Origin of the sequence: Halomonas ventosae (assembly GCF_004363555.1) — a bacterium.
In the GTDB taxonomy this organism is placed as follows: Bacteria; Pseudomonadota; Gammaproteobacteria; order Pseudomonadales; family Halomonadaceae; genus Halomonas; species Halomonas ventosae.
In genome coordinates, this window is sequence record NZ_SNZJ01000013.1 from 86,511 (window position 1) to 110,222 (window position 23,712).

The window sequence follows — 23,712 nt, forward strand, 5'->3', positions numbered from 1 at the left end:
CCCCCTACTTCCCCTGGATACGGGCGAGGAGATCGCCGGCCAGGGCGATGGCCTCCTCCCGGCGACGGATGCCCTGCTTCTGGTAGAGGCTGCGGATATGCGTCTTGATGGTGGTGGGTGCCACCGACAGCTGTTCGGCGATCTGCTCGTTGGAGAGTCCGGCATGGATCAGCCCCAGGATCTGCCACTCGCGACGGGTCAGGGGTGAGGTGCGGATCAGCTCCGGCACGTCCGGGCGGGCGACGATGTCGGCGATCACCGCCTCGTCGAGCATCAGCCGTACGGCGCGGCCGAAATCACGCTGACGGCCGGCCAGCGTGAGCAACCGCTCGGCACGGCGCCGTGCCAGCTCGTCCGGTTCACGGGTCTCGAGCAGCCGGGTGAGCATGTCGGAAAGCGGCCGACCCAGGCGCAGGAAGCTGCCGGTGAGCGCCGTGCGCGAGGCCAGCTCCAGGGCCTCGGCCAGGTGATCCAGCGCCGCCTGCTCGTGGCCGCACTGCCATTCCAGGGCCGCCAGGCACAGCCGGTTGCGGTTGGCGTCGGTGACCAGGCCGAAGCGCGCGGTCTGGGTCTCCAGGGCCTCCAGCAGGGCCCGGGCTTCGTCGGGCCGGCCGAGCAGCATCAACGCCCGGACGTGGTTGCGCACGTTGGCCTGGGCGAAGTGGTTGCTGGCGGTGTCGGGCTCGGCGGGCGGCGCCTCCTGCAGCCAGCGGGCCACCGCATCGCGGTCGTCGTTGGCCTGCCACCAGGCCAGCAGGGTGGCGTGGGCGTTGGCCCGCCAGTCGATGTGATAGTCGCCATCGGCGAGTATCTTGCGAAGGCGGCGGATGTGGTCGGCACACTGCGCCTGGTCGCCGCGGGCCTGGGCGACCTTGGCCAGGCTGACATGGCACTGCAGGGTCCAGTGCTCGCCCTGGCGGTCGAGCAGAGCGATGCCGGCCAGGGCCGCCTGCTCGGCCTCATCCAGGCGGTGCCACTCCCACAGCAGCTGGCTGCGAATGCGATACAGGAACTCCGCCACCGGTAGTCGGTCGAGGCCGCTGTGCTCGATATGCGCGAAGGCGCGTTCCTGGATGTCAAAGGCGGCCTGCAGGCGCCCCTGGGCGACCAGGGTCTCCGAATGGTGGCACAGCGCCCACAACATCAGTTGGTCGTCGCCGATGCGCCGCGCCTCACGCTCCACCTCGAGGATTCGCGCCAGCGACTCCTCGAGTCGCCCCTGGACGAAACGCGCCTCGCAGAGGATGGCGCCGGCCGACACCGGCGTGGCCGCCAGGAAGCGGGCCGGCTGGGTCAGGGCCTGCTCGGCCAGCGGCGCGGCACGTTCGGCATCGCCCTGGTTGATCGCCAGCTGGGCGCGCAGGGTGGCGAACTCGGCAGCCAGTTCCTGCCAGGCGGGGTCGTCGAGCTGGGCCTCGATCCAGCCGATGGCCTGGGCGGTGCGGTCGAACTGGTACTGGGCGTGGGACACCCAGCCGTGGATCAGTGTCAGGCGCGGCGAGGCGCACAGGCGTGTCTCGCCGAGCGTCGCCAGGGCCCGTGCCAGCAGCGCGAAGTGGCCATGGGCCAGCAATTGGGGCCCCTGGGCCCCCACCAGCGTGGTGAGCGCCTCGGAGTCGTCCGCCTCGATGGCCTGGGACAGGGCCAGGGCGGGATCGCCCAGCGCCAGCCAGGCCTGGCTGGCACGGCGATGCAGCTGGCGCTGGGACGCCAGGCTCAGTTCATGGCGGCGATGACGCAGGTAACCGGCGAACAGGGGATGGAAGCGAAACCACTGCTCATGGGGATCTGAGCGCTCCAGGAACAGGCCGGCCCCTTCCAGGGCCGCCAACCGTTGGGAGACTCGCTCCCCCTCTAGCAGGCGCGCCACCAGCATCGGAGAGAAACGCTCCAGCACCCCGAGCTGCAACAGCAGCCGGCGGTCGGGTTCGTCGAGACAGGCTTCCAGCAGATCGTCGAACCAGGCGACGAAGTCCGGATGGCTGCCGCCCAGGCGCTCCAGCAGGCTGTCGAAACCCGCGCGGGTGGTGGTGCGCTGGATCAGCCAGTCCAGGGCCATCACCCAGCCCCCCGTCAGGCGCAGGGCCCGCTCCAGGCTGACCCGGGTGGGCGGGAAGCTGAGCTGCTCGGCGCACAGCGTCTGGGCCTCCTCCAGGTCGAAGGCGAGCGCCGTCGCGTCGATCTCCTCGAGCTCGCCGCGCAGCCGCAGGCCCGGCAGGCCGAGCGGCGGCCGGGTACGCGATATCAGGGTCAGGGTCAGCCAGCGCGGCTGGTGGCGCAGCCAGTGGACGAGGCCATCGCGGATGGCGGGGTGACAGATGTGCTCGAACTCGTCGATCACCAGACGGCAGGGCGGTGCCTCGGCAGGCAGGCAGGCCAGCCAGGCATCGATGCAGGCATCGAAGGGGCCCTCGTAGGCGGGCAACAGCGAGACATCCAGCCACTCGCGGCACAAGCGGTCGAGGGCCGCGCCGAAGTAATCGGCGAAGCGCCGTGGGTCATCGTCGCGGGCGTCGAGACGCAGCCAGCTCGCCGCCTGCTCCAGTGACGGCAGCCGTTCGGCCACCAGGGTGGTCTTGCCATAGCCGGGTGGTGCCTGTACCACCAGCAGGCGGATACGCTCGTCGAGGGCGAAGCGATCATTGAGCCGTGGCCGGGCCACCAGGGTGGAGGAAAGCACCGGGGGGGCGAGTTTTTCCTGGAGCAACGGCATGATTCGAACTCCCGATGGACAGGAAGGGTGGAACGAGGCATCGGCTCCATGCAAAAGGCCCGCGGCAACAGTGCCGCGGGCAAGCATCGGAACAGCAGGCCATCATCGGCCCGGACAGCGCCGGGCCGGCGGGATCAGAACCAGATCTCGGTCTGCACGCCGAAGGCCCACTCGCTACCGGTGAAGCCTTCACTGCCGAAGGCATCGTCATCACTATAGCCGTTGAGCTCCTCGTCCCAGTCGCTGAAGCTGGCGAAGACACGAATCTCCGGGCGCTGCCAGAAGCCACCCACGTCGGGCTTGAAGGTCGGCGCGACGGTGAACTTGGTATAGGCGCCTTCGGCGTTATTGCCCACCGGCCCCTGGTCGAGGTCCATCCACTGGTAGGTCGCCTCGTACTGCATCTCGAAGTTCTCGGTGATCTCGTTAGCCAGGCGGGTATTGAAGGTCGCCCAGGTATACTCGTCGCCTTCGGCGAAACGATCCTCGCTGACCTCGGCGAGGATCGCCGGCGCGATGCGCCACTTGGGGGCCAGGTAGGTGGTGCCATAGAGGCCGACGCGGGTCGCAGTCGCGTCTTCGGTCAACTGACCGTTGCCGCCGACCACCTTGACCTCGGCGCCCAGGCCCTGGCCGTGCATCACCGCCGCCTTGAAGTTGCCCTCGCTCAGTCCGAAGAAGCTGTCGCCGTGGTAGGCGACCATGGTATGGAAGCCATCGTCGGCGGCGGTGGAACCGTTCAGGATGTCACGCTCGTCGTTGTCGGCGGCGGACAGGCCGCTGACCATCCACTGCCAGTTGCCGAAGTAGTTGTTGGCGGTCAGCGTCAGGTTGTCGGTATCGTCGGTGAGCTCCGACTCCTCGGTGGGGAAGTCCGAGTAGCTGCGGCCATAGAGCGAGAAGTTGGCCTTCCAGCTGTCGGCGAGCTGGACATCGTAGATACCGCCGCCGGTGCCGGCCAGGAACACGAAGTCGGTATCCATCCAGTGGATGTCGAAGTTGTCGCGGTCGAAACGCTTGCCGGCCCAGATGGAGGCGTTCTCGAAGGCACCGGTGAAGCTCGGCAGCTCGCTGAGCTCGACATAGACGTTGCGCACGTTGAGGTTCGACTCCTCGGCGGTCCAGTCGTTGCTGGTCCGCACGCCATCGGCGAACATCATGCGGTAATCGGCGACGGCGCCATTATCGAAGCGCTGCCGGTAGTTCAGCTTGGCCTCGGCGTAGGTGTCCGGCTCGTTGCCCAGGCGACCGACGTTACCGCCCAGGGGGCCGGCAGGCGTCACGCCTGGCCCACCGGGGATGCTCTTGTGATCGTCACCGATCAGCAGTCCCGAGCGGGCGTAGGCACCGAAGGCGAAGCCTTCGTCGCTGTCGGCCTTCTCCTCGACCTTGGCCAGGCGTTCCTCGATCTCGTCTTCCGTCAGGCGATCCTCGGCCTGCTGCTCGGCCAGGTCGGCACGACGTTCGGCGGCATCGGCGCGCTGCTCGGCGGCGGCGATGCGCGCCTCCAGCTCGGCGAGGCGTTGCTCGAGGTCACTGGACTGGGCGTTGGCAGTGCCGGCCAGGGTGAGGCCGGCAGCGGCGATGGCGATGGCGAGCGGCGTCTTGAGCTTGACAGCGTTCATGGTCGTTCTCGTCCTTTGTTGTTGTCGAGACGGGTGATCATCACGAAAGGCAGGGTGCCCCGCGCCGGGTTCGGTCCGGTTCTGAGGTCACCGTGAACTTAATCGTTACAGATCCTGATGACAAAAAGATTCTTGTAATATTACGACTAATGTCTAATCAGCTATCGGAACTCAAGCCAATTGAAGTAATAAAACTACAAATCCATCCTCGCCATGACATACCCTGCCCATCGACACCACGACGAGGACTCGCGATGAGCACCGACACGACCCCGCTCATGCTTGGCATGATGCGCCTGCATGAGACCCCTGGATTTCACGACCCCGAGCGCCTGGCCGACTGGATCGAGGCTCGCCTGGATCAGGGACTCGACTGGTTCGACCACGCCGACATCTACGGCGGAGAGGGTAGGAACGAGCACCTGTTCGGCGAGGCACTGCGCCAACGTCCCAGCCTTGCCCAACGAGTGCGGGTGGTCACCAAGGCCGGGATCCGCATGGACCGGGGCGAGATCAAGCACTACGACAGCTCGCCGGACTGGCTGGCCGGTGCCATCGACCGCGCCCTGACACGGCTGGGCGTCGAGCGTCTCGACGTCTTCCTGATCCACCGCCCGGATCCGCTGATGGAGGCCGATGCCACCGCCAAGGCACTGGACGATGCCGTCCGGGCCGGCAAGGTCGCCGCGCTGGGGATCTCCAACTTCCTGCCCGAGCAGTGGCGCCGCCTCCAGGCCGCGCTATCCCACCCGCTGACCCACCACCAGCTGCAGCTCTCCCTCACCCGACCGGCACCGCTGTTCGATGGCCACTTCGATGCCCTGGGTCAGGACGCTCTGCAGCCCATGGCCTGGTCACCCCTAGGGGGCGGCACGCTGTTCGGGGGAGCGGTCGGCCGGGCCCTGGAGGCCCTCGCCACCCGCCACGGGGTCAGCCCCGCCGGGGTGGCACTGGCCTGGCTGCGTCGCCTGCCGGGCGCCCCGGTGCCGGTGATCGGCACCCTGAATCCTGCCCGCATCGAGTCCCTGCGGGACGAGGCCGATCTTCGCCTCTCCCGCCGGGACTGGTATGCACTGCTGGAGGCAAGCCGAGGCCATGAGGTGGCATGACGGCCCGGACCGGTGCCTGCCGGGGTGGCTGGATGCGACCAATGTCTAGGTTGATGCCGGGCAAGGGCGACGACTACCTTTGCGGCACGTAATCTTAATCGTTTAAGTCAAAGGGTCGAACCACCCTCCGGTGCCCGGGGCATCGGAGAGACCGACCCTGCGGTTCGTCACATCGACAACAACAAGCGACGAGGAAGCCAGCATGTTGAAGAAGACCCTGATCTCCGCCATCGCCCTGGCCGGGGCTGCCGCGAGCGGCAGCCAGGCCCAGGCCGCGGAACTGACCATCTCCTGCGGCGCGGTGGGCGCCGAGCTCACCCTGTGCGAGGAGGGCGTCGCCCAGTGGGAGGAGCAGACCGGCCACGAGGTCGACATCGTCTCCACCCCCAACTCTTCCACCGAGCGCCTGTCGCTCTACCAGCAGATCCTCTCCGCCCAGTCCAGCGACATCGACGTGATGCAGATCGACGTGGTATGGCCGGGCCTGCTGGCCAATCACCTGCTCGATCTCGGCGAGACTCTCGGCGAGGAGGCGGCGGCCGGCCACTTCGAGACCATTGTCGCCAACAACACCATCGACGGCCGCCTGGTGGCGATGCCCTGGTTCACCGATGCCGGCGTGCTCTACTACCGCAAGGACCTGCTCGAGGAACACGGCGTCGAGGCCCCCGAGACCTGGGCCGAGCTGACCGAGATCGCCACCGAGATCCAGGCCGCCGAGCGCGAGGCCGGCAACGACGGGATGTGGGGCTACGTCTTCCAGGGCCGTGCCTACGAGGGCCTGACCTGCAACGCCCTGGAGTGGATCGCCAGCTACGGCGGCGGCACCATCGTCGATGCCGACGGCGAGATCACCATCGACAACGCCAAGGCCGCCGAGGCGCTGGACCTCGCCGCCAGCTGGATCGGCAACATCTCGCCGAAAGGTGTGCTCAACTACACCGAGGAGGAGGCCCGCGGCATCTTCCAGAGCGGCAATGCGGTGTTCATGCGCAACTGGCCCTATGCCTGGTCGCTCACCCAGAGCGAGGACAGCGACGTGGCCGGCAAGGTCGGCGTGGTCAAGCTGCCCCACGGGCCGGACGGGGAAAGCGCCGCGACCCTCGGCGGCTGGAACCTGGCGGTCTCCAAGTATACCGAGAACCGTGAAGCCGCCGCCGACCTGGTGGCCTTCCTGACCTCCGAGGCCGAGCAGAAGCGACGCGCCATCGAGGGCGCCTACAACCCCACCCTGGCCGCCCTCTACGAGGATGATGAGGTGCTCGCGGCGGTGCCCTTCTTCGGCACCCTCTACGCCACCTTCACCAACGCCGTGGCCCGTCCCTCTGCCCCCACCGGCGACAACTACGGCCGGGTGAGCAACAGCTTCTTCAACGCCGCACACAGCGTGCTCTCCGGCAACCAGAGCGGTGCCGAGGCCGTGTCCGAGCTGGACAGCGAACTGTCCCGCATCAAGCGTCGTCGCTGGTAACCGGAGGTCGTCATGTCCACTCCCGCAACCGAACGCGCCCCCCAGGCGGGGCGCTCCTCCCCAGCCGGCTACCGCGGCACCAAGGTGCGCCGCCAGCGGGTCCGCGCCGCCTGGACCTTCCTCGCGCCGATGCTGATCACGCTGGTCCTGGTGGCCGGCTGGCCGCTGCTGCGGACCTTCTATTTCAGTCTCACCGACGCCTCGCTGTCGGATACCGCCGCCGCCACCCTGATCGGTTTCGAGAACTATCTGGTCTACGACGACGGCGCCTGGTATGGCCTGCTCACCGATCCGGTGTGGTGGAACTCCGTCTGGAACACCGTCTACTTCAGCGTGGTGTCGGTGTCGCTGGAGGTGGTGTTCGGCATCATAGTCGCCCTGCTGCTCAACGCCGAGTTCAAGGGCCGCATGCTGGTACGCGCCGCGGTGCTGATCCCCTGGGCCATCCCCACCATCGTCTCGGCCAAGATGTGGGCCTGGATGCTCAATGACCAGTTCGGGATCATCAACCACATGCTGATGGCCCTGAGCCTGATCGATGCGCCCCTGGCCTGGACCGCCGACGCCGACCTGTCCATGTGGGCGGTGATCATGGTCGATGTCTGGAAGACCATTCCCTTTGTCGCCCTGCTGGTACTGGCCGCCCTGCAGATGCTGCCCAAGGACTGTTACGAGGCCGCCGAGGTCGACGGCATCCATCCGGTCAAGGTGTTCTTCCGCGTCACCCTGCCGCTGATCACCCCGGCCCTGCTGGTCGCCGTGATATTCCGACTGCTCGATGCCCTGCGCGTGTTCGACGTCATCTACGTGCTGACCTCCAACTCCACCAGCACCATGACCATGTCGATCTATGCCCGCCAGCAGCTGGTGGAGTTCCAGGACGTGGGCTACGGCAGCGCCGCCTCGACGATGCTGTTCCTGATCATCGCCCTGGCCGTGGTCATCTACCTCTACCTCGGCCGCCGTCAACTGGGAGTCGACCAATGAACCAGTACCAGCTGATCAAGCTCGCCAAGCGGGTCGGGCTCTATGCCCTGATCGCCGTGGTGATGGTCTACGCCATCTTCCCCTTCTACTATGCCGTGATCACCTCGTTGAAGCCCTCCAGCGAGCTGTTCCGGGTCGACTTCTGGCTGTCGTCGGTGGACTTCGGCAACTACGTGCAGATCTTCACCCAGAAGAGCTTCGTTCGCGCCATCTTCAACTCCATCGTCGTCTCGCTGTCGGTGGTGTTCATCGCCCTGTTGCTGGGTATCACCGCCTCCTATGCCCTGGGCCGGGTGCGCTTCCGCGGCCGTACCACGGTGATGCTGGTGATCCTCGGCGTCTCCATGTTCCCCCAGGTGGCGGTGCTCTCGGGGCTGTTCGAGGTCATCCGCGTCTTGAACCTCTACAACAACCCGGGCGGCCTGATCCTGAGCTACACCATCTTCACCCTGCCGTTCACCGTGTGGGTGCTGACCACCTTCATGCGCCAGCTGCCCATGGAACTGGAAGAGGCCGCGATCATGGACGGTGCCACCCCCTGGGTGACCATCACCAAGGTGTTCCTGCCGCTGATGTGGCCGGCCATGGCGACTACCGGGCTGCTGGCCTTCATCGCCGCCTGGAACGAGTTCCTGTTCGCCCTGACCTTCACCCTCACCGACGACCAGCGCACCGTGCCGGTGGCCATCGCCCTGATCTCCGGCGGCAGCCAGCACGAGCTGCCCTGGGGGCCGATCATGGCGGCCTCGGTCACCGTCACGGTCCCGCTGGTCATCCTGGTGATGATCTTCCAGAAGCGCATCGTCTCCGGCCTCACCGCCGGTGCGGTCAAGGGCTGACCCCATGAGATCCAAGGAACCCGAGATGCAAGACAACCTGACCTGGTGGCGCGGCGGCGTCATCTACCAGATCTACCCGCGCAGCTTCATGGACGCCAACGGCGACGGCATCGGCGACCTGGCTGGCATCACCGAGAAGCTGGACTATGTGGCCTCGCTGGGCGTGGACGGCATCTGGCTGTCGCCCTTCTTCACCTCACCGATGCTCGACTTCGGCTATGACGTCAGCGACTACCGCGACGTCGATCCGATGTTCGGCACCCTGGACGACTTCAAGGCGCTGCTGGCCCGTGCCCACGAACTGGGCCTCAAGGTCATGATCGACCAGGTGATCAGCCACTCTTCGGACCAGCATCCCTGGTTCCAGGAGAGCCGCCAGGACCTCTCCAACGCCAAGGCGGACTGGTTCGTGTGGGCCGACCCCAGGCCCGACGGCACGCCGCCCAACAATTGGCTGTCGATCTTCGGCGGCTCCGCCTGGACCTTCGACTCCCGTCGCCGCCAGTACTACCTGCACAACTTCCTGGTCGAGCAACCGGACCTCAACTTCCATAATCCCGAGGTCAGGAAGGCCCAGCTGGACAACATGCGCTTCTGGCTGGAGCTGGGCGTCGACGGCTTCCGCCTCGACACCGTCAATTTCTACTTCCACGACGCCGAGCTACGCGACAACCCGCCGGTGCCGGCCGGCGAGGCCAAGACCCTGGGCGCCCCGGACGCCAACCCCTATACCTGGCAGCGCCACGTCTATGACCTGAGCCGCCCGGAGAACCTCGACTTCCTCAAGGACCTGCGTGCCCTGATGGACGAGTTCCCCGGCACCACGACGGTGGGCGAGATCGGCGACGACAACCCGCTCGAGCGCATGGCCGAGTACACCGACGGCGGCGACAAGCTGCACATGGCCTATGGCTTCGATCTGCTCAACGCCCCGCATTCGGCCAGCTACATCCGCGAGGTGATCGAACGCTTCCAGCGCCTGGCCGGCGATGCCTGGCCGTGCTGGGCGCTGTCCAACCACGACGTGGAGAGAAGCGCCACCCGCTGGGGCGAGGGCGAGGATCCCGTGGCCTACCCCAAGGCGGCGCTGGCCATGGTGCTTTCGCTGCGCGGCAGCGTCTGCCTCTACCAGGGCGAGGAACTGGGCCTCCCCGAGGCCGAGGTGCCCTTCGAGCGCATCCAGGACCCCTACGGCAAGGTGCTGTGGCCGGAGTTCAAGGGCCGCGACGGCTGCCGCACGCCGATGCCCTGGACCGACGCGCCAAGGGCCGGCTTCACTGCCGAGGCCGTGGAGCCCTGGCTGCCGGTGGACGAGCGCCACCGGCCACTCGCCGTGGAGCGCCAGCAGGACGATCCCGACTCGGTGCTCAACGCAACCCGCCGCCTGCTGGCCTTCCGCCAGGCTCACCCGGCGCTGGTCGACGGCGCGCTGTCGCTGGTCGACGTCGGCGAGGATCTGCTTGGTTTCATCCGCGAGGCGGGTGACGAACGACTGCTGTGCGTGTTCAACCTGACCGGCGAGACCCTGAGCACGACGCTGCCACAGCCCGGCACCCCGCTCCAGGGGCACGGCTTCGCATCGGCCCTCGACGGCGACACCCTGACGTTGCCGGCCTACCAGGCCGCCTATCTCCAGCTCGACCGTTAACACCACACAAGAACGCCGGCCCTGGAGGCCGGCAAGGAGTCGCAAGATGGCAAGCGTGACCCTGGAAAAGATCAACAAGACCTTCGGCAGCACCCATATCATCAAGGACCTTGACCTCGAGGTCGCCGATGGCGAGTTCGTGGTCTTCGTCGGCCCCTCGGGCTGTGGCAAGTCGACCCTGCTGAGGCTGATCGCGGGGCTGGAGTCGATCACCGACGGCGAGCTGAAGATCGCCGACGGCGTGGTCAACGACCTGCCGCCCCGCGAGCGCGGCGTGGGCATGGTGTTCCAGTCTTACGCCCTCTACCCGCACATGTCGGTCTACGAGAACATGGCCTTCGGCCTCAAGCTGGCCAAGATGGCCAAGGAGACCGTCGACGACCGGGTGATGGCCACGGCCCGCATCCTGCAGCTCGAGGACCTGTTGCACCGCAAGCCCAAGGAGCTCTCTGGCGGCCAGCGCCAGCGGGTGGCCATGGGCCGCGCCATGGCCCGAGAGCCGCGTATCCTGCTGTTCGACGAGCCGCTCTCCAACCTGGATGCCTCGCTGCGCGTGCAGATGCGAAACGAGATCGCCCGCCTGCACCACCGCCTGGGCTCGACCATGGTCTACGTCACCCACGACCAGGTGGAGGCCATGACGCTGGCCGACAAGATCGTGGTGCTGCGCGACGGCCGCATCGAACAGGTCGGCAGCCCCCAGACCCTCTATCAGCAGCCAGCCACCCGATTCGTCGCCGGCTTCATCGGCTCGCCGACCATGAACTTCATGCCGGCGAAACTCCTCTCCGGTGCGGTGGACGGATGCCGAGTGCAGGCCCCGGGCCTGGACGATCTGGCCCTGCCCCAGGACGCCAGCGGCGAAAGCACCGGTGCCGACCTGACCCTGGGCGTGCGTCCCGAGCACCTGCGCCTGGCCGAGGCCCAGGGCGAGAACGCCTTCGAGATCGTCAACGTCGAGTACCTGGGCAACGAGGTCTATGTCTATCTCGAACCCAAGGCCGGCGACACCCTGCTGATCCACCGCAGCGAGGCGCCGAGCCGCTGGGAGCTCGGCCAGCGGGTGGCGCTGGTGCCCGACCTGGAGCACGTGCACCTCTTCGATGCTCGCGACCGGGCCCTGGACATCGCCACGCGGCGCCAGGCGGCCTGAGCACACCTACCCGATCCACAGCCAGCTGTATGACCGACGGGAGCCCCGGCTTCCGTCGCCAGGAGACCCCGATGGCGTTTACTCAACCCTCGCACGACGAGCAGCAAGACTGGTGGCGTGGCGCGGTGATCTACCAGGTCTACCCGCGCAGCTTCCTGGACACCGACGGCGACGGCATCGGCGACCTGAAGGGCGTGATCGACCGGCTCGACTACATCGCCTCGCTGAATGTCGACGCCATTTGGCTGTCGCCGTTCTTCACCTCGCCGATGAAGGACTTCGGCTACGACGTCAGCGACTATCGGGACGTCGACCCGATGTTCGGCACCCTGGCGGACTTCGACCGCCTGGTGGAGGCCGCCCATGCCCGGGGCCTCAGGGTCACCATCGACCAGGTGCTCTCCCACACCTCCGACCAGCACCCCTGGTTCCAGGAGAGCCGGTCGAGCCGCGACAACCCCAAGGCCGACTGGTACGTGTGGGCCGATCCCCGGCCCGACGGCGCCCCGCCCACCAACTGGCAGGCGATCTTCGGCGGCAGTGCCTGGCAGTGGGACACCCGCCGCTGCCAGTACTACCTGCACAACTTCCTGGTCGAGCAGCCGGACCTCAACTTCCGCAACCCCGCGGTGGTGGAGGCGATCCTCGGCGAGGTGCGCTTCTGGCTGGAGCGCGGCGTCGACGGCTTCCGCCTGGATGCGGTGAACTTCTGCACCCACGGTGAGCTCAGGGACAACCCGCCCCGCTTGGAGATCGCCGAGGGCTTCATCGGGGTGCGCCCCGACAACCCCTACGGCTACCAGCTCCATCTTTACGACAAGACCCAGCCGGAGAACCTGGCTTTCCTCGAGCGGCTGCGGGCGCTGCTCGACGAGTACCCCGGCACCACCAGCGTCGGCGAGGTCGGCGACGACGACTCGCTGGGGGTGATGGCCGAGTACACCCAGGGCGGTAACCGCCTGCACATGTGCTACTCCTTCAACCTCCTGACCGACAATGCCGACCCTCGGCACCTGCTCGCACCGCTGGAGGAGATGGAGGCGCGCATCGGCGACGGTTGGCCCTGCTGGGCGCTGGGCAACCACGATGTCACCCGGCTGGCCACCCGCTGGGGCGCCGAGGGCGATGCCACCAGGCTGCGCCTCTACCTGGCCTTCCTGCTCACCCAGCGCGGCAGCGTCTGCCTCTACCAGGGGGAGGAGTTGGGCCTGACCGAGGCAGAGCTCACCTTCGATCAGCTGGTCGACCCCGCCGGCATCACCTTCTGGCCCTCCTACAAGGGACGCGATGGCTGTCGCACGCCCATGCCCTGGCAGGCCGATGCCCCCCACGGGGGCTTCTCCACGGGAACGCCCTGGCTGCCGGTGCCGGATGCGCACCTGGACCTGGCCGTGGACCGGCAGGCGCGGGAGCCGGACTCGCTGCTCAACGCCATTCGCGCCTTCCTGGCCTTCCGCCGTCGGCAGCCGGCGCTGGTCAAGGGCGAGATCCGCTATCACCCGCTGCGCGATGACGTCATCTGTCTCGAGCGTCGCCATCGGGGCGAGTGCCTGCTGGTGGCGCTGAACTTCGCCGGCGAGCCTCGCGAGTTCGCGGCTCCCCGCGAGGCCCACGCCCTCGACGACGCACCGTCGATGGTCAACGGCAGCTGGCAGGGCGGCACGCTGCGGCTGCCGGCCTACGGCATCGCCATCGCCCGCTGTCCGGATTGCGACCCGGGACAAGCGATCTGGCACCCCTGAGCCCGTGCCTCGGGTCTGCACGACAGGTGGAAACCCCACCGTCCCCTTAACAACCACAACAGCAGCGACAACCTCAGGAGTCCACTCCCATGAACCTCAACAATCCCAAGCTATACCACCGCGCCCTGATCGGTTCCCTACTCCTGGGCGGTTCGGCACTGGCCGCCCAGAACACCCTGGCGGCGGAGATCGCCATCGCCTGCGGCCCCGGCGACGCCTCCGACTATTGTCCGATCGCCGCCCAGGCGTGGGCCGAAAAGACCGGCAATACCGTGCAGGTCGTCTCCACCCCCAACAGCGCCACCGAGAAACTGTCGCTCTACCAGCAGCTGTTGGGTAGCCAGTCCAGCGACATCGACGTGATGCTGATCGATATCGTCTGGCCGGGCATGCTCGACGACCACCTGGTGGACCTCGCCGAGCACCTGCCGGAGGATGCCACCGACGGCTTCTTCCCGGCGCTGGTCGACAACAACACCGTCGAGGGCCGCCTGGTGGCCATGCCCTGGTTCACCGACGCCGGCCTGCTCTACTACCGCAAGGACCTGCTGGAGAAGTACGGCCATGAGGTGCCGGAGACCTGGCAGCAGCTGACCGAGACCGCCACCGAGATCCAGGCCGCCGAGCGCGAGGCCGGCAACGACGACTTCTGGGGCTTCAGCTTCCAGGGCCGCGCCTACGAGGGGCTGACCTGCAACGCCCTGGAGTGGGTGGCGAGCCACGGTGGCGGCACCATCGTCGACGATCAGGGTGAGGTCACCATCGACAATCCCCGCGCCGCCGCCGCCCTCGACCTGGCCGCCTCCTGGGTCGGCACCATCTCGCCAGAAGGCGCGCTGAACCACACCGAGGAGGAGACCCGCGGGATCTTCCAGTCCGGCAACGCGCTGTTCCTGCGCAACTGGCCCTATGTGTGGGCACTGGCCAACGGCGAGGGCAGCGAGGTGGCGGCCAAGATCGGCATGGCGCCGCTGCCCCATGGCCCCGAGGGCGAGTCCAAGGCCACCCTGGGCGGCTGGAACCTCGCCGTGTCGCGCTACTCCGAGCATCCCGAGCTGGCCGCCGACCTGGTCGCCTTCATCACCTCCCGGGAGCAGCAGAAGGCCCATGCCATCCAGATGGGCATGAACCCCACCATCGAGGCGCTCTACCAGGACGAGGAGGTGCTGGCCAGCAACCCTTCCATGAGCGAGCTCTACGAGACCCTGACCAACGGCGTGCCGCGTCCCGCCACGGTGACCGGCGACAGCTATGCGCGGGTCTCCAACGCCTTCTTCAACCGCACCCACCAGGTGCTCTCCGGCGATCTCGACGGCGCCAGCGCCGTCCAGCAGCTGGGCCGCGAACTCGAGCGCCTCGGCCGTCGCGGCTGGTAAGGCCATGTGTATCGCCCGGCCGGAGACACTCCGGCCGGGCCGACTCTTGCACCCACCGACAGGATCCCCAGGATGACGCTTTCTCAATTGCGCCAGGACACCCAGCACGACTGGTGGCGGGGAGCGACGATCTACCAGATCTACCCGCGCAGCTTCATGGATGCCAATGGTGACGGTATCGGCGATCTCGCCGGTATTACTGGAAAACTCGAGCACGTGGCAAGCCTCGGCGTCGACGCCATCTGGCTGTCGCCGTTCTTTACCTCGCCAATGAAGGACTTCGGCTACGACGTCGCCGACTACCGCGGCGTCGACCCCATGTTCGGCACCCTCGACGACTTTCGCGCGCTGGTCGATCGCGCCCACGCACTGGGCCTGCGGGTGATCATCGACCAGGTGCTGTCGCACAGCTCCGACCGGCATGCCTGGTTCCAGGAAAGCCGCCAGGACCGCACCAATCCCAAGGCCGACTGGTACGTCTGGGCCGACCCCAAGCCCGACGGCACGCCGCCCAACAACTGGATGGCAGCCTTCAGTGGTCGCGCCTGGACCTTCGATGCCCGGCGCCGCCAGTACTACCTGCACAACTTCCTGCCCAGCCAGCCGGACCTCAACTTCCACCACCCCGACGTGCGCAAGGCGCAGCTCGACAACCTGCGCTTCTGGCTGGAGCTCGGCGTCGACGGCTTCCGCTTCGACGTGGTCAACTACTACTTCCACGACCCGGCCCTCACCGACAACCCGCCGATGCCCCGCGAGTGGGTCCATCCGGGCAATCCCCAGAGCTACCAGCTCCAGCGCCACAACATCGAGCAGCCCGAGAACCTGGCCTTCCTCGAGCGTATCCGCACGCTGCTCGACGAGTACCCGGGGGCCACCACCGTGGGCGAGATCGCCGGCAACGACCAGCTGCCGACCATGGCCGCCTACACCCAGGGCGACAAGCGCCTGCACATGGCCTACACCTTCGACCTGCTGGACTCGACCGGCGACGCCGCCGAGCTCCATGGCGTGCTGGCGCGCTTCGGCGAGCTGGGCGACGACACCTGGCCCTGCTGGGCGCTCTCTAATCACGACGTCGAGCGCAGCGCCACCAGCTGGGGCGAGGAGCGCGCGTTACTGGCACTGACGGTGCTCTGCTCGCTGCGCGGCAGCCTGTGCCTCTACCAGGGCGAGGAGCTTGGCCTGCCCGAGGCCGAGCTGGCCTATGCGGACCTGCAGGATCCCTTCGGCATCAACCTGTGGCCGGAGGTGAAGGGACGCGACGGCTGCCGCACGCCGATGGTCTGGGAGGATGCGCCGAACGGCGGCTTCTGCCCCGAGGACGTCGCGCCCTGGCTGCCGGTGTTCGAACGACACCTGCCGCTGGCGGTGACACGCCAGGAGGCCGACTCCGACAGCCTGCTGGCCCGGGTTCGCCAGCTGCTCGCGCTGCGCGGCGCCAGCGAGGTGCTGCGCCAGGGTGAACAGCAATTGATCGCCCCCGAGGCGCTGCCCGAGGGCGTCTTCGGCGTGCTGCGTCATGACGGCGAACGGCGCCTGCTGTGCCTGGCGCATCTCGGCCAGGCGACGAGTGAACGGGGGAAGCTCGGCCTCGATGCCTTGATCGCCGGCGCCGAGGGTTGGTCCAGTCTGGCCCTGCCGGGCATGGCGACGCCGCAGCTGGAAGGCCGACAGCTGATCATGGAACCCGGCCAGGCGGCCTGGTTGAGCATTGTCTGACAGCCTGGTGACTCGGCGGTATCGACCGGCCGCCCGGGGCTCGCCGCGGGTGGCTACCCTGACCCTGCCGGGCCATGCTAGGCTGCTAACTAAATCGTTCCAGTCCACCCTGACCGCCATGGAGTCAGCCGCCAAGTGCCTCTCCCCCGTCGCATGACCCTCAAGGACCTGGCCCGCGAGCTCGGCGTCTCCACCGCCACCGTCTCCAACGCCTTCAACCGGCCCGACCAGCTCTCGCCGAAGCTGCGCGCGCACATCCTCACCGAGGCCCGGCACTTGGGCTACAGCGGCCCCGACGCCCGGGCCCGCAGCCTGCGCACGGGCCGTTCGCGGATCATCGCCGTGATCCTCGCCGAGAGCCTGACCTACAGCCTCAACGATGCGGTCTCCAGCGAGCTGCTCTCGGGCATCGCCGAGGTGCTCGACACCCGCGGCCACACCCTGCTGCTGCTCTCGGGGCGCCAGAACGCCGCCAGCGTGCCCGGCGCCTCGAGCATCGCCGACGGCTTCATCGTCTATGGCCTGATGCCGAGCCTCAAGCTGTTCTCCGACCTCCCTCCCGAGCGCCCCCTGGTGGCGGTGGACTTCGATATCGAGGACCACGCCACGGTGCACGTCGACAACGAGCCGGCGTGCTACGCCATCGCCCGCCATGCCCTGAGGACGCCGACGCGACGCCCTGCGGTGATCAACCTGCGACTGACCGAGCAGCCGTGCAACGGCCGCATCGACGACGACCAGGCGCTGCTCTCGGCCGAGCGCACCATCACCCGGGCGCGCCTCGCCGGTTTCCAGCGGGCCTTCGCCGAGGCCGGCATCGACCCGGCCGAGGTGCCGATGTGGAACATCGAGGAGAACACCTTCGAGGTCTGCACCCCGGTGATCGAGGAGATCCTCGACTTGCCGGAGGCCGAGCGGCCCGACCTGCTGCTGTGCATGTCCGACCGCATCGCCCTGACCGTGGTGACGCTCGCCGAGCAGCGCGGCCTGCGTATCCCCGAGGACCTGCGGCTGACCGGCTTCGACGGCATCGCCGAGGGGCAGTATCGTGCTCCCCGACTGACCACCATCCGCCAGGACAGCACCGAGAAGGGCCGCATCGCCGCGCGCATGATCCTCGGGATGGAACCCGCCGAATCCAGGGTCATGGCCACCGAAATGATGATCGGCGACACCTGCCCCTGACGCCAATCGACTCATCCGGCCGCATGCTTCAGTTGCGGATCCCGGGCGCCTCCCTCCCCTCACCGCTATAGTGAAGGTCAGGCTAGTGCCCGTGATCGGTGTCCTTCGGCGCCCGCACCGCGCACGAGGACCCTCTCATGGCCACGACGGTTGCGGTGATCCAGAAGCCTCCGGTACTGCTCCAGCGAGACGCGACCATCGAACTGATGCTGGCGTCGATCGAGGAGGCCGCCGTTGCCGGGGCGACCCTGCTGGTCTTTCCCGAAGCCTATATCCCCGGCTATCCGACCTGGATCTGGCGACTCGCCCCGGGCGGCGACATGGCGCTGACCAGCGAGTTGCATGCCAGGCTGCGCGAGAATGCCGTCGACCTCGGCGGCGGCACCCTGGAGCCCATCCAGGAGGCGGCCGCCCGGCACGGGGTGACCCTGGTGACGGGCCTCAACGAGATCGATAGCCGCTACAGCGGCACCACCCTGTTCAACAGCGTGGTCGTGATCGGCCCGGATGGGCGGCTGCTGAATCGCCATCGCAAGCTGATGCCGACGAACCCCGAGCGCATGGTCTGGGGCATGGGCGATGCCAGCGGGCTCACGGTGGTCGAGACCCCCGCCGGGCGCCTCGGCACCCTGATCTGCTGGGAAAGCTACATGCCGCTGGCGCGCTACGCCCTCTATGCCCAGGACCTGGAGGTCTTCATCAACCCGACCTGGGATTCCAGCGACATCGCGCTCGCCTCGCTGCGCCATATCGCCAGGGAGGGCGGCTGCTGGGTGATCGGCACGGCCACCGCCCTCCAGGGAAGCGACATTCCCGCGACCTTCCCAGAGCGCGACCGGCTCTTCACCCCGGAGGAGTGGGTCAACGTCGGCCATGCGGTGGTCATTGCCCCCTCGGGCGAGGTGGTGGCGGGCCCCCTCGATCGGGAGAAGGGGATCCTCTATGCCGAGATCGAGGTCGAGACCGCCCGCCGGGCACGTCGCTCGCTGGACGTCTGCGGCCACTATGCCCGGCCGGACATCTTCTCGCTGTCGGTGAATCGCGCCCCCCAACCCCCGGTGGTGTTCACAGAGGCCTGACAAGCATGCTTGGCGCCAGGAGGGCGCGGCGCGAATCAGGCCCCGTTGAGGGTCGCGATCAGCCGGCGCGCCCCTCCGTGGTCCCGGTGCTCTCCCAGCCAGAGTCCCTGCCAGGTGCCGAGCACCGGGCGGCCGGCGCGCACCGCCAGGGTCAGCTGGGTGCCGAGCAGGCTGGCGCAGACATGGGCCGGCATGTCGTCCGGCCCCTCGAGGGTATGGCGGAAGTAGGGCAGGTCGCCAGGGATCAGCTCGCGCAGGAAGGCATCCAGGTCATGTCGCACGTCAGGGTCGGCGTTCTCGTTGAGGGTCAGCGACGCCGAGGTGTGCAGGAGCTGCAGGTGCAGCAGCCCCATGGAGACCTCCCGCAAGCCGGGCAGGCCGTCGACCACCTCGTCGGTGATCAGGTGAAAGCCGCGCGAGCGCGGCGCGAGACGCAGCTCCTGCTGTTGCCACATGACGGCTCCTCGAGACGGATGAAGGAGATACCGCCATGCTAGCCTGTCCCGACGCCAAGGCAAGGGCGCCGCACCCCACGGCGGGGAGCGGCACCGCCTCGCTCTCTCAGTTGCGCGGATCGTCCGCCGGATCGAGGTACTCGATGCCCCAGGGGCCGGTGCCGTGCAGCTGGAACACGGTCTCGCCCTCGGCGTAGCCGAACATGGGGTCGCCCGGCGACATGATCGCGAAGTCGTGCACGTCCAGAGCCTGGGCCGCACCGGGGTCGTACTCTTCGCCATGGGCGAAGTGCAGGGTGCCGTCGAGCACCGTCACCCGCTCGTAGGCGGGATGGACATGGGGACGGATCTCGTAGCCATCCTCGAGCCGCAAGCGAATGGTGAAGGGGGCCTCCTGGCTCAGGTCACCCTCGATGATGGCGATCTCGGCGCCCTCCCCCATGGAGGCCACCGGCCCCCACTCGAGCTCGTCTGCGCTGCCGATCAGGTGGCCGTCGCCCTGATAGGGGGCCGCCTGGGCAGCCATGGCCAGGGCCAGGCCGAGGGCCAAGGCGGACAGGGTCTGGTTCAGGGTCAGGGTCTTGGAGTTCATGATGCTGCCTCCTCTTGTGATTGTGTCGTCTTGTGCGTGTGTCTTGCCTGTGTCGTGCTCGGGCCGGCGCCTCAGCGCCGGATGGCCAGCAGCGAGATGCTCTTGACGCCATAGGTCTCGCTGGCACCCCGTGCCGAGTCGGTCAGGAAGTGGTACTCGGGATGCTCGCGCAGGGTCTGCACCTCGAACCCCGCCGCCTCGATGGCCGCCCGGTAGTCGTCCACCTGACTGGCCCCGCCGATGCAGGCGGCCCACAGGGTGGCGTTGCAGGTGACCTTTTCCGGCAGTGGTGACTCGGTGACGATGTCGGCCAGCGCCAGCCGCCCCCCCGGACGCAGGACCCGGGCCGCCTCGGCAAAGACCCGCGGCTTGTCCGCCGAGAGGTTGATCACGCCGTTGCTGATCGCCACGTCGACGCTGGCGTTGCCGAAGGGGGGTGACTCGATATGGCCGGCATGGAACGCGACGTTGGCGAATCCCGCCTCCTCGGCCAGGCGCTGTGCCTTGTGACGCTGCGCATCAGTCATGTCGAGCCCCACGACCTGCCCCGCCGGGCCCGTCGCCAGGGCGGCCAGGAAGCTGTCCATCCCGGCACCGCTGCCCAGGTCCAGCACCCGCTCGCCGGGGCGGATCGCCGCCAGGTCCAGGAAGTGGCCGACCCCGGCGAAGGAGTCGATGGCCGCGGCGGGGATGCGGTCCAGCCCCGCCGGGTCGTAGCCCAGGCGCTCGGCCAGGGCGCGCCCCATCTCGAAGTGGAACGCCGCGTCCGGCGTCTCGGCCACCTCCCGGTACATCGCCTTGACCCGCGCCTCGAGCTCCCCGCGATCCACCGCGGGTGATGTGGATGGTTCGATGATGGTCATGATGGCTCTCCTCTTGTCGTTGTCGCCTTCGCGCCACGGTACGCGGATACCGTGCCTTCCCGAGGACGCAGCCGGTGGCCGCATTGTTCCCGGCCCAGGGTTCCCGGCGATCGTTCCCGACCCTGGCCGGGAACCCTGGCGGCCGGTGATGCGTCCCTGCAGGGGCCCACGGCTTGCCGAACGGCCGCGGGGGTTCCAAGCTCGAAGAGGTGAACCATGAGCCTTGCCCAGCCAATCACCCGCGCCCCACTGCCCGGACCCGCCATCCGGCAACGGGACGCTCCGGGGGTGGCCATGACAGAACGCCCGCCCGGCGAACGCCGGCAGTGGTTTGCGCAGCGCCTGGAGCCGCTGATGGATCGGCTCTATGGCACCGCCCTGCGCCTGACCCGCGACCCGGATGACGCCGAGGATATCGTCGCCGAGGCGGTCGCCAAGGCCTGGGCACGCCTCAACGAGCTGCGCGACCCGCGGCGTTTCGAGGGCTGGCTGTTCCACATCCTCACCAATGCCTTCATCAGCGACTGGCGCCGCCGGCAGAGCCGCCCACAGCGCCCCATGGATCCCGAGGCGCCGTCACCGGACGAACTCGATATCTGCCACTTCACCCTCTTCCAGCAGCTGCATCAGCCCTTCCTGCTGTGGTGGGGCAACCTCGAGGAGCAGTTCTTCCAGAACCTGCTCGAGGAGGACCTGCAACGGGCCATCGACGCCCTCCCCGATGCCTTCCGGGTGGCGATTGTGCTCGTCGAGGTGCAGGGCTATACGTATGAGGAGGTATCCCGCCTGCTGGGGATTCCACTGGGCACCGTGCGCTCGCGCCTGAGCCGGGGACGGGGCCTGCTGCAGAAGATGCTATGGCAACAGGCCAGGGAGGCCGGTGTCATCGCCGACCACCGGGCAGATACCCACCCGGGAGAGGGGGGCCAGCAGCCATGAGCGGACGGCCACTGACCTGCGAGGAGGTCATCGAACAGCTCTTCGACTACCTCGACCGGGAGTTGGACGGCCAGCAGGCGGCCGATATCGAGCGACACCTGCACCGGTGCCGCGACTGCTTCACGCGCGCCGAATTCGAGAAACGACTTCGGGCCAGGGTGGCGGCCACCGGCACGGCAGAGGCCCCGCCGCGACTGCGTCGACGCATCCGGGATCTGATCGACCGCTTCGACGACGAGGACGACGCCACCCGCTGACCCGACAGGAGCGATCCCATGGTGGCGATACTCGGTTATTCACCCCGGCAGATCCGCGACGCCGTGCAGGGCATGTACACGGCCGTCGCCGAGACGCCGGAGTCGCCCTTCCATTTCCCGGTAGGTGCCGCCGCCTGCCGTCAGCTGGGCTACCCTCCGGCACTGACGACCCCCCTGCCGGAAACGCTGCTCGCCTCCTTCGCCGGCGTCGGCTACCCCTTTCGCGCCGGCGCCATCCGCGCCGGGGATCGGGTGCTCGACATCGGCGCCGGGGCCGGGGTCGATGCGCTGATCGCCCGCCGGCTCGCGGGGCCAGGCGGCCACGTGATTGCCCTGGACCTCACCGCCGCCATGACCCGCAAGCTGCGCGACGCCGCCGATGACCGCGGCATCGACCAGTTCGACGTGGTCCAGGCCTCAGCGGAACGGCTGCCGTTCGCCGACGCCAGCCTCGATGCCATCACCAGTAACGGCGCCCTCAACCTGGTACCGGACAAGCGCCGGGCCGTGGCCGAGATGTTCCGGGTACTCAGGCCGAGTGGCCGCCTGCAGCTCGCCGACGTGGTGATCCACCGCCCGGTCTCGGTGGACTGTCACGAGGATCCGCGCCTCTGGGTCGAATGCGTGGTGGGCGCGACGGTGAAGGAGGAGCTGCTGGCCCTGTTCGAGGAGGCCGGCTTCGAGGCGGTCGAGGTGGTGGGCCGCCACGATTACTTCGCCCTGAGTCCCAGCGCCCAGACCCGGGAGGTCGCGGCAGGCTTCGGCGCCCATGCCATCGAAGTCGGCATGCATCGGGGAGAGCGCCCCCCCCTCTCGCCTCAGGCAGGCGTGGCTGAGGCTCGACCCGCGTCGCTGGCTGCGGATGCTGCAGCGCCGTGGCCTGCTGGGCATTGCCGCCCTGGGCCTGGCGCTGCTCTCCTGCTACGGCACCCTGGGACTGGTCGCCCTCCTGTCGCTGCTCGGTCTCGGCCTCGCCCTGGACGAGGGGGCCTGGGCGCTGGCGATTGCCGGCTTCGTGGTGCTGACCCTGGCGGCACTGGCCGCCGGCCTGCGACGCCACAGGACGCCGGGCCCCCTCCTTCTGGCGACCGCCGGCGGCGGGCTCATCTTCCATGCGCTCTTCATTGCCTATCACCCCCTGGTGGAGCTCGCCGGCTTCCTGATGCTGGCCATCGCCGCGCTCCGGGACCGGCGGGCGCGACGCCGCCAGGAGGCCAGGGTACTGGGACTGGCGTGAGGCCTGGGCTCAGCGCGTAAAACGCGCCACCTGGGACGGCTGGCCGAGATGGGCGTGCATCTCGCCGATCCCCGAGAAGCGCACTCGATAGCCGTTGCGGCGTGCCACGCCCTGTGCCCAGTCGCGAAAGCGCGCCCGGTCCCACTCGAACTTGTGGTCGGGGTCGCGGAACTCGCCCGGTGCCAGATCATAGAGCGGGTTGTATTCGTGGTTGGGGGTGGTCATCACCAGCAGCTGCGGCCGCAGACCGGAGAAGACCGCGCGCTCGACCCGGGAGAGCGCCTCCGGCGGGACATGCTCGATGGTCTCCACCATGGCTGCGGCCTCGAATCCCACCAGCGCCGGGTGGGGATCGGCATAGGAGCCGCAGACCAGTTCGAGGCGTCCGGCCCGGGCTGCCGGCAGATTCTCCAGGCGCAGCTTGGCCTGGGCCAGCAGCTCGCCGGAGAGCTCCAGGCCCACCACCCGCTCGAACTGGGCGTCGCGCAGCAGGTACTGCAGCAGCCCGCCGGAGCCGCACCCCAGGTCGAGCACCCGGCGCGCACCGCTGGCCCTGACCAGCGACGCCACACGCTGCAGCCGCTCCTGGTGGAGGTCGGGGGCTTCGAGGTCGATCATCGCCATGCTGTCTCCGCGGGCTCCGGGCAGGAGATGATGACGCAAAGCGGACGTGACGTGTAGCGACGAGACAAAAAAGGCGCGACTCGTGTCGCGCCAGAA

The 23,712-nt window shown here is 68.2% G+C and carries 20 protein-coding genes and 1 pseudogene; 15 read left to right on the forward strand and 6 right to left on the reverse strand.

Annotated elements, in window-relative coordinates; genetic code table 11:
* Positions 1–4 precede the first annotated feature (4 nt).
* Positions 5–2,713 carry an HTH-type transcriptional regulator MalT gene (gene malT, locus DFP85_RS12160; RefSeq protein WP_133636529.1) on the reverse strand — a complete coding sequence of 903 codons (2,709 nt, stop codon included), beginning with the start codon at positions 2,711–2,713 and terminating at the stop codon, positions 5–7.
* A 134-nt stretch (positions 2,714–2,847) separates the two neighbouring features.
* Positions 2,848–4,338 (reverse strand): carbohydrate porin, encoded by a 1,491-nt coding sequence (locus DFP85_RS12165; RefSeq protein ID WP_133636530.1) that lies wholly within the window; start codon positions 4,336–4,338, stop codon positions 2,848–2,850.
* 254 nt (positions 4,339–4,592) lie between these two features.
* Between DFP85_RS12165 and DFP85_RS12170 the strand changes: the two genes are divergently transcribed.
* From DFP85_RS12170 to DFP85_RS12220, 11 genes are all read left to right on the forward strand, one after another.
* Complete coding sequence (locus tag DFP85_RS12170) at positions 4,593–5,447, forward strand: aldo/keto reductase (protein WP_133636531.1); 855 nt, start codon at positions 4,593–4,595, stop codon at positions 5,445–5,447.
* A gap of 205 nt (positions 5,448–5,652) precedes the next feature.
* Positions 5,653–6,918 carry an ABC transporter substrate-binding protein gene (locus DFP85_RS12175; protein WP_133636556.1) on the forward strand — a complete coding sequence of 422 codons (1,266 nt, stop codon included), beginning with the start codon at positions 5,653–5,655 and terminating at the stop codon, positions 6,916–6,918.
* A gap of 12 nt (positions 6,919–6,930) precedes the next feature.
* Positions 6,931–7,905 carry a carbohydrate ABC transporter permease gene (locus DFP85_RS12180; protein ID WP_133636532.1) on the forward strand — a complete coding sequence of 325 codons (975 nt, stop codon included), beginning with the start codon at positions 6,931–6,933 and terminating at the stop codon, positions 7,903–7,905.
* Positions 7,902–8,744: a carbohydrate ABC transporter permease gene (locus DFP85_RS12185; protein WP_133636533.1), complete on the forward strand. Its 843-nt coding sequence runs from the start codon at positions 7,902–7,904 to the stop codon at positions 8,742–8,744. The genes DFP85_RS12180 and DFP85_RS12185 overlap by 4 nt, the downstream gene beginning before the upstream one ends.
* Positions 8,745–8,769: 25 nt before the next feature.
* The gene (locus DFP85_RS12190) at positions 8,770–10,392 is read left to right on the forward strand and encodes an alpha-glucosidase (protein WP_133636534.1); all 1,623 of its coding nucleotides are present in this window, start codon (positions 8,770–8,772) and stop codon (positions 10,390–10,392) included.
* A 46-nt stretch (positions 10,393–10,438) separates the two neighbouring features.
* Positions 10,439–11,545 (forward strand): ABC transporter ATP-binding protein, encoded by a 1,107-nt coding sequence (locus tag DFP85_RS12195; RefSeq protein WP_133636535.1) that lies wholly within the window; start codon positions 10,439–10,441, stop codon positions 11,543–11,545.
* 71 nt (positions 11,546–11,616) lie between these two features.
* Positions 11,617–13,287 (forward strand): alpha-amylase family glycosyl hydrolase, encoded by a 1,671-nt coding sequence (locus DFP85_RS12200; RefSeq protein WP_133636536.1) that lies wholly within the window; start codon positions 11,617–11,619, stop codon positions 13,285–13,287.
* 89 nt (positions 13,288–13,376) lie between these two features.
* Positions 13,377–14,663, forward strand: a complete 1,287-nt coding sequence (locus DFP85_RS12205; protein ID WP_133636537.1) for an ABC transporter substrate-binding protein — start codon at positions 13,377–13,379, stop codon at positions 14,661–14,663.
* 72 nt (positions 14,664–14,735) lie between these two features.
* Positions 14,736–16,385 carry an alpha-amylase family glycosyl hydrolase gene (locus tag DFP85_RS12210; RefSeq protein ID WP_133636538.1) on the forward strand — a complete coding sequence of 550 codons (1,650 nt, stop codon included), beginning with the start codon at positions 14,736–14,738 and terminating at the stop codon, positions 16,383–16,385.
* A gap of 135 nt (positions 16,386–16,520) precedes the next feature.
* Positions 16,521–17,570 (forward strand): LacI family DNA-binding transcriptional regulator, encoded by a 1,050-nt coding sequence (locus DFP85_RS12215; protein ID WP_243737288.1) that lies wholly within the window; start codon positions 16,521–16,523, stop codon positions 17,568–17,570.
* A gap of 137 nt (positions 17,571–17,707) precedes the next feature.
* The gene (locus DFP85_RS12220) at positions 17,708–18,649 is read left to right on the forward strand and encodes a carbon-nitrogen hydrolase family protein (protein ID WP_133636539.1); all 942 of its coding nucleotides are present in this window, start codon (positions 17,708–17,710) and stop codon (positions 18,647–18,649) included.
* Between the two features lie 35 nt (positions 18,650–18,684).
* On the opposite strand, the gene DFP85_RS12225 is transcribed toward DFP85_RS12220, so the two are convergent.
* The 3 genes from DFP85_RS12225 to DFP85_RS12235 form a co-directional block, all read right to left on the reverse strand.
* The gene (locus tag DFP85_RS12225) at positions 18,685–19,104 is read right to left on the reverse strand and encodes a secondary thiamine-phosphate synthase enzyme YjbQ (protein ID WP_133636540.1); all 420 of its coding nucleotides are present in this window, start codon (positions 19,102–19,104) and stop codon (positions 18,685–18,687) included.
* A 106-nt stretch (positions 19,105–19,210) separates the two neighbouring features.
* Positions 19,211–19,696, reverse strand: a complete 486-nt coding sequence (locus tag DFP85_RS12230; protein ID WP_133636541.1) for a cupin domain-containing protein — start codon at positions 19,694–19,696, stop codon at positions 19,211–19,213.
* A 71-nt stretch (positions 19,697–19,767) separates the two neighbouring features.
* Positions 19,768–20,559, reverse strand: a complete 792-nt coding sequence (locus DFP85_RS12235; RefSeq protein WP_166644639.1) for a methyltransferase domain-containing protein — start codon at positions 20,557–20,559, stop codon at positions 19,768–19,770.
* Between the two features lie 294 nt (positions 20,560–20,853).
* On the opposite strand from DFP85_RS12235, the gene DFP85_RS12240 reads away from it, so the two are divergent.
* The 4 genes and pseudogenes from DFP85_RS12240 to DFP85_RS18985 all read left to right on the forward strand — a co-directional run bounded on the left by DFP85_RS12240 (position 20,854) and on the right by DFP85_RS18985 (position 22,992).
* Positions 20,854–21,498, forward strand: a complete 645-nt coding sequence (locus DFP85_RS12240) for a sigma-70 family RNA polymerase sigma factor (protein WP_133636542.1) — start codon at positions 20,854–20,856, stop codon at positions 21,496–21,498.
* The gene (locus DFP85_RS12245; RefSeq protein ID WP_133636543.1) at positions 21,495–21,755 is read left to right on the forward strand and encodes an anti-sigma factor family protein; all 261 of its coding nucleotides are present in this window, start codon (positions 21,495–21,497) and stop codon (positions 21,753–21,755) included. Before DFP85_RS12240 ends, DFP85_RS12245 begins: the two co-directional genes overlap by 4 nt.
* A gap of 72 nt (positions 21,756–21,827) precedes the next feature.
* Positions 21,828–22,388 (forward strand): annotated as a pseudogene (locus DFP85_RS19295) (methyltransferase domain-containing protein); the annotation flags it as partial.
* Positions 22,389–22,524: 136 nt separating this feature from the next.
* Positions 22,525–22,992: a MerC family mercury resistance protein gene (locus tag DFP85_RS18985; protein WP_208108505.1), complete on the forward strand. Its 468-nt coding sequence runs from the start codon at positions 22,525–22,527 to the stop codon at positions 22,990–22,992.
* 9 nt (positions 22,993–23,001) lie between these two features.
* Here DFP85_RS18985 and DFP85_RS12255 read toward each other — a convergent pair whose 3' ends face one another.
* A complete protein-coding gene (locus tag DFP85_RS12255) occupies positions 23,002–23,616 on the reverse strand; it encodes a methyltransferase domain-containing protein (RefSeq protein ID WP_243737290.1) in 615 nt (204 codons plus the stop codon).
* Positions 23,617–23,712: the final 96 nt, after the last annotated feature.

Bases quoted from the DNA above. Each gene is read 5' to 3' on its own strand.
- malT (WP_133636529.1), bottom strand. From the start codon at position 2,713: ATGCCGTTGCTCCAGGAAAAACTCGCCCCCCCGGTGCTTTCCTCCACC.
- DFP85_RS12165 (WP_133636530.1), bottom strand. From the start codon at position 4,338: ATGAACGCTGTCAAGCTCAAGACGCCGCTCGCCATCGCCATCGCCGCT.
- DFP85_RS12170 (WP_133636531.1), top strand. From the start codon at position 4,593: ATGAGCACCGACACGACCCCGCTCATGCTTGGCATGATGCGCCTGCAT.
- DFP85_RS12180 (WP_133636532.1), top strand. From the start codon at position 6,931: ATGTCCACTCCCGCAACCGAACGCGCCCCCCAGGCGGGGCGCTCCTCC.
- DFP85_RS12185 (WP_133636533.1), top strand. From the start codon at position 7,902: ATGAACCAGTACCAGCTGATCAAGCTCGCCAAGCGGGTCGGGCTCTAT.
- DFP85_RS12190 (WP_133636534.1), top strand. From the start codon at position 8,770: ATGCAAGACAACCTGACCTGGTGGCGCGGCGGCGTCATCTACCAGATC.
- DFP85_RS12195 (WP_133636535.1), top strand. From the start codon at position 10,439: ATGGCAAGCGTGACCCTGGAAAAGATCAACAAGACCTTCGGCAGCACC.
- DFP85_RS12200 (WP_133636536.1), top strand. From the start codon at position 11,617: ATGGCGTTTACTCAACCCTCGCACGACGAGCAGCAAGACTGGTGGCGT.
- DFP85_RS12205 (WP_133636537.1), top strand. From the start codon at position 13,377: ATGAACCTCAACAATCCCAAGCTATACCACCGCGCCCTGATCGGTTCC.
- DFP85_RS12210 (WP_133636538.1), top strand. From the start codon at position 14,736: ATGACGCTTTCTCAATTGCGCCAGGACACCCAGCACGACTGGTGGCGG.
- DFP85_RS12220 (WP_133636539.1), top strand. From the start codon at position 17,708: ATGGCCACGACGGTTGCGGTGATCCAGAAGCCTCCGGTACTGCTCCAG.
- DFP85_RS12225 (WP_133636540.1), bottom strand. From the start codon at position 19,104: ATGTGGCAACAGCAGGAGCTGCGTCTCGCGCCGCGCTCGCGCGGCTTT.
- DFP85_RS12230 (WP_133636541.1), bottom strand. From the start codon at position 19,696: ATGAACTCCAAGACCCTGACCCTGAACCAGACCCTGTCCGCCTTGGCC.
- DFP85_RS12235 (WP_166644639.1), bottom strand. From the start codon at position 20,559: ATGACCATCATCGAACCATCCACATCACCCGCGGTGGATCGCGGGGAG.
- DFP85_RS12240 (WP_133636542.1), top strand. From the start codon at position 20,854: ATGACAGAACGCCCGCCCGGCGAACGCCGGCAGTGGTTTGCGCAGCGC.
- DFP85_RS12245 (WP_133636543.1), top strand. From the start codon at position 21,495: ATGAGCGGACGGCCACTGACCTGCGAGGAGGTCATCGAACAGCTCTTC.
- DFP85_RS18985 (WP_208108505.1), top strand. From the start codon at position 22,525: ATGCCATCGAAGTCGGCATGCATCGGGGAGAGCGCCCCCCCCTCTCGC.
- DFP85_RS12255 (WP_243737290.1), bottom strand. From the start codon at position 23,616: ATGGCGATGATCGACCTCGAAGCCCCCGACCTCCACCAGGAGCGGCTG.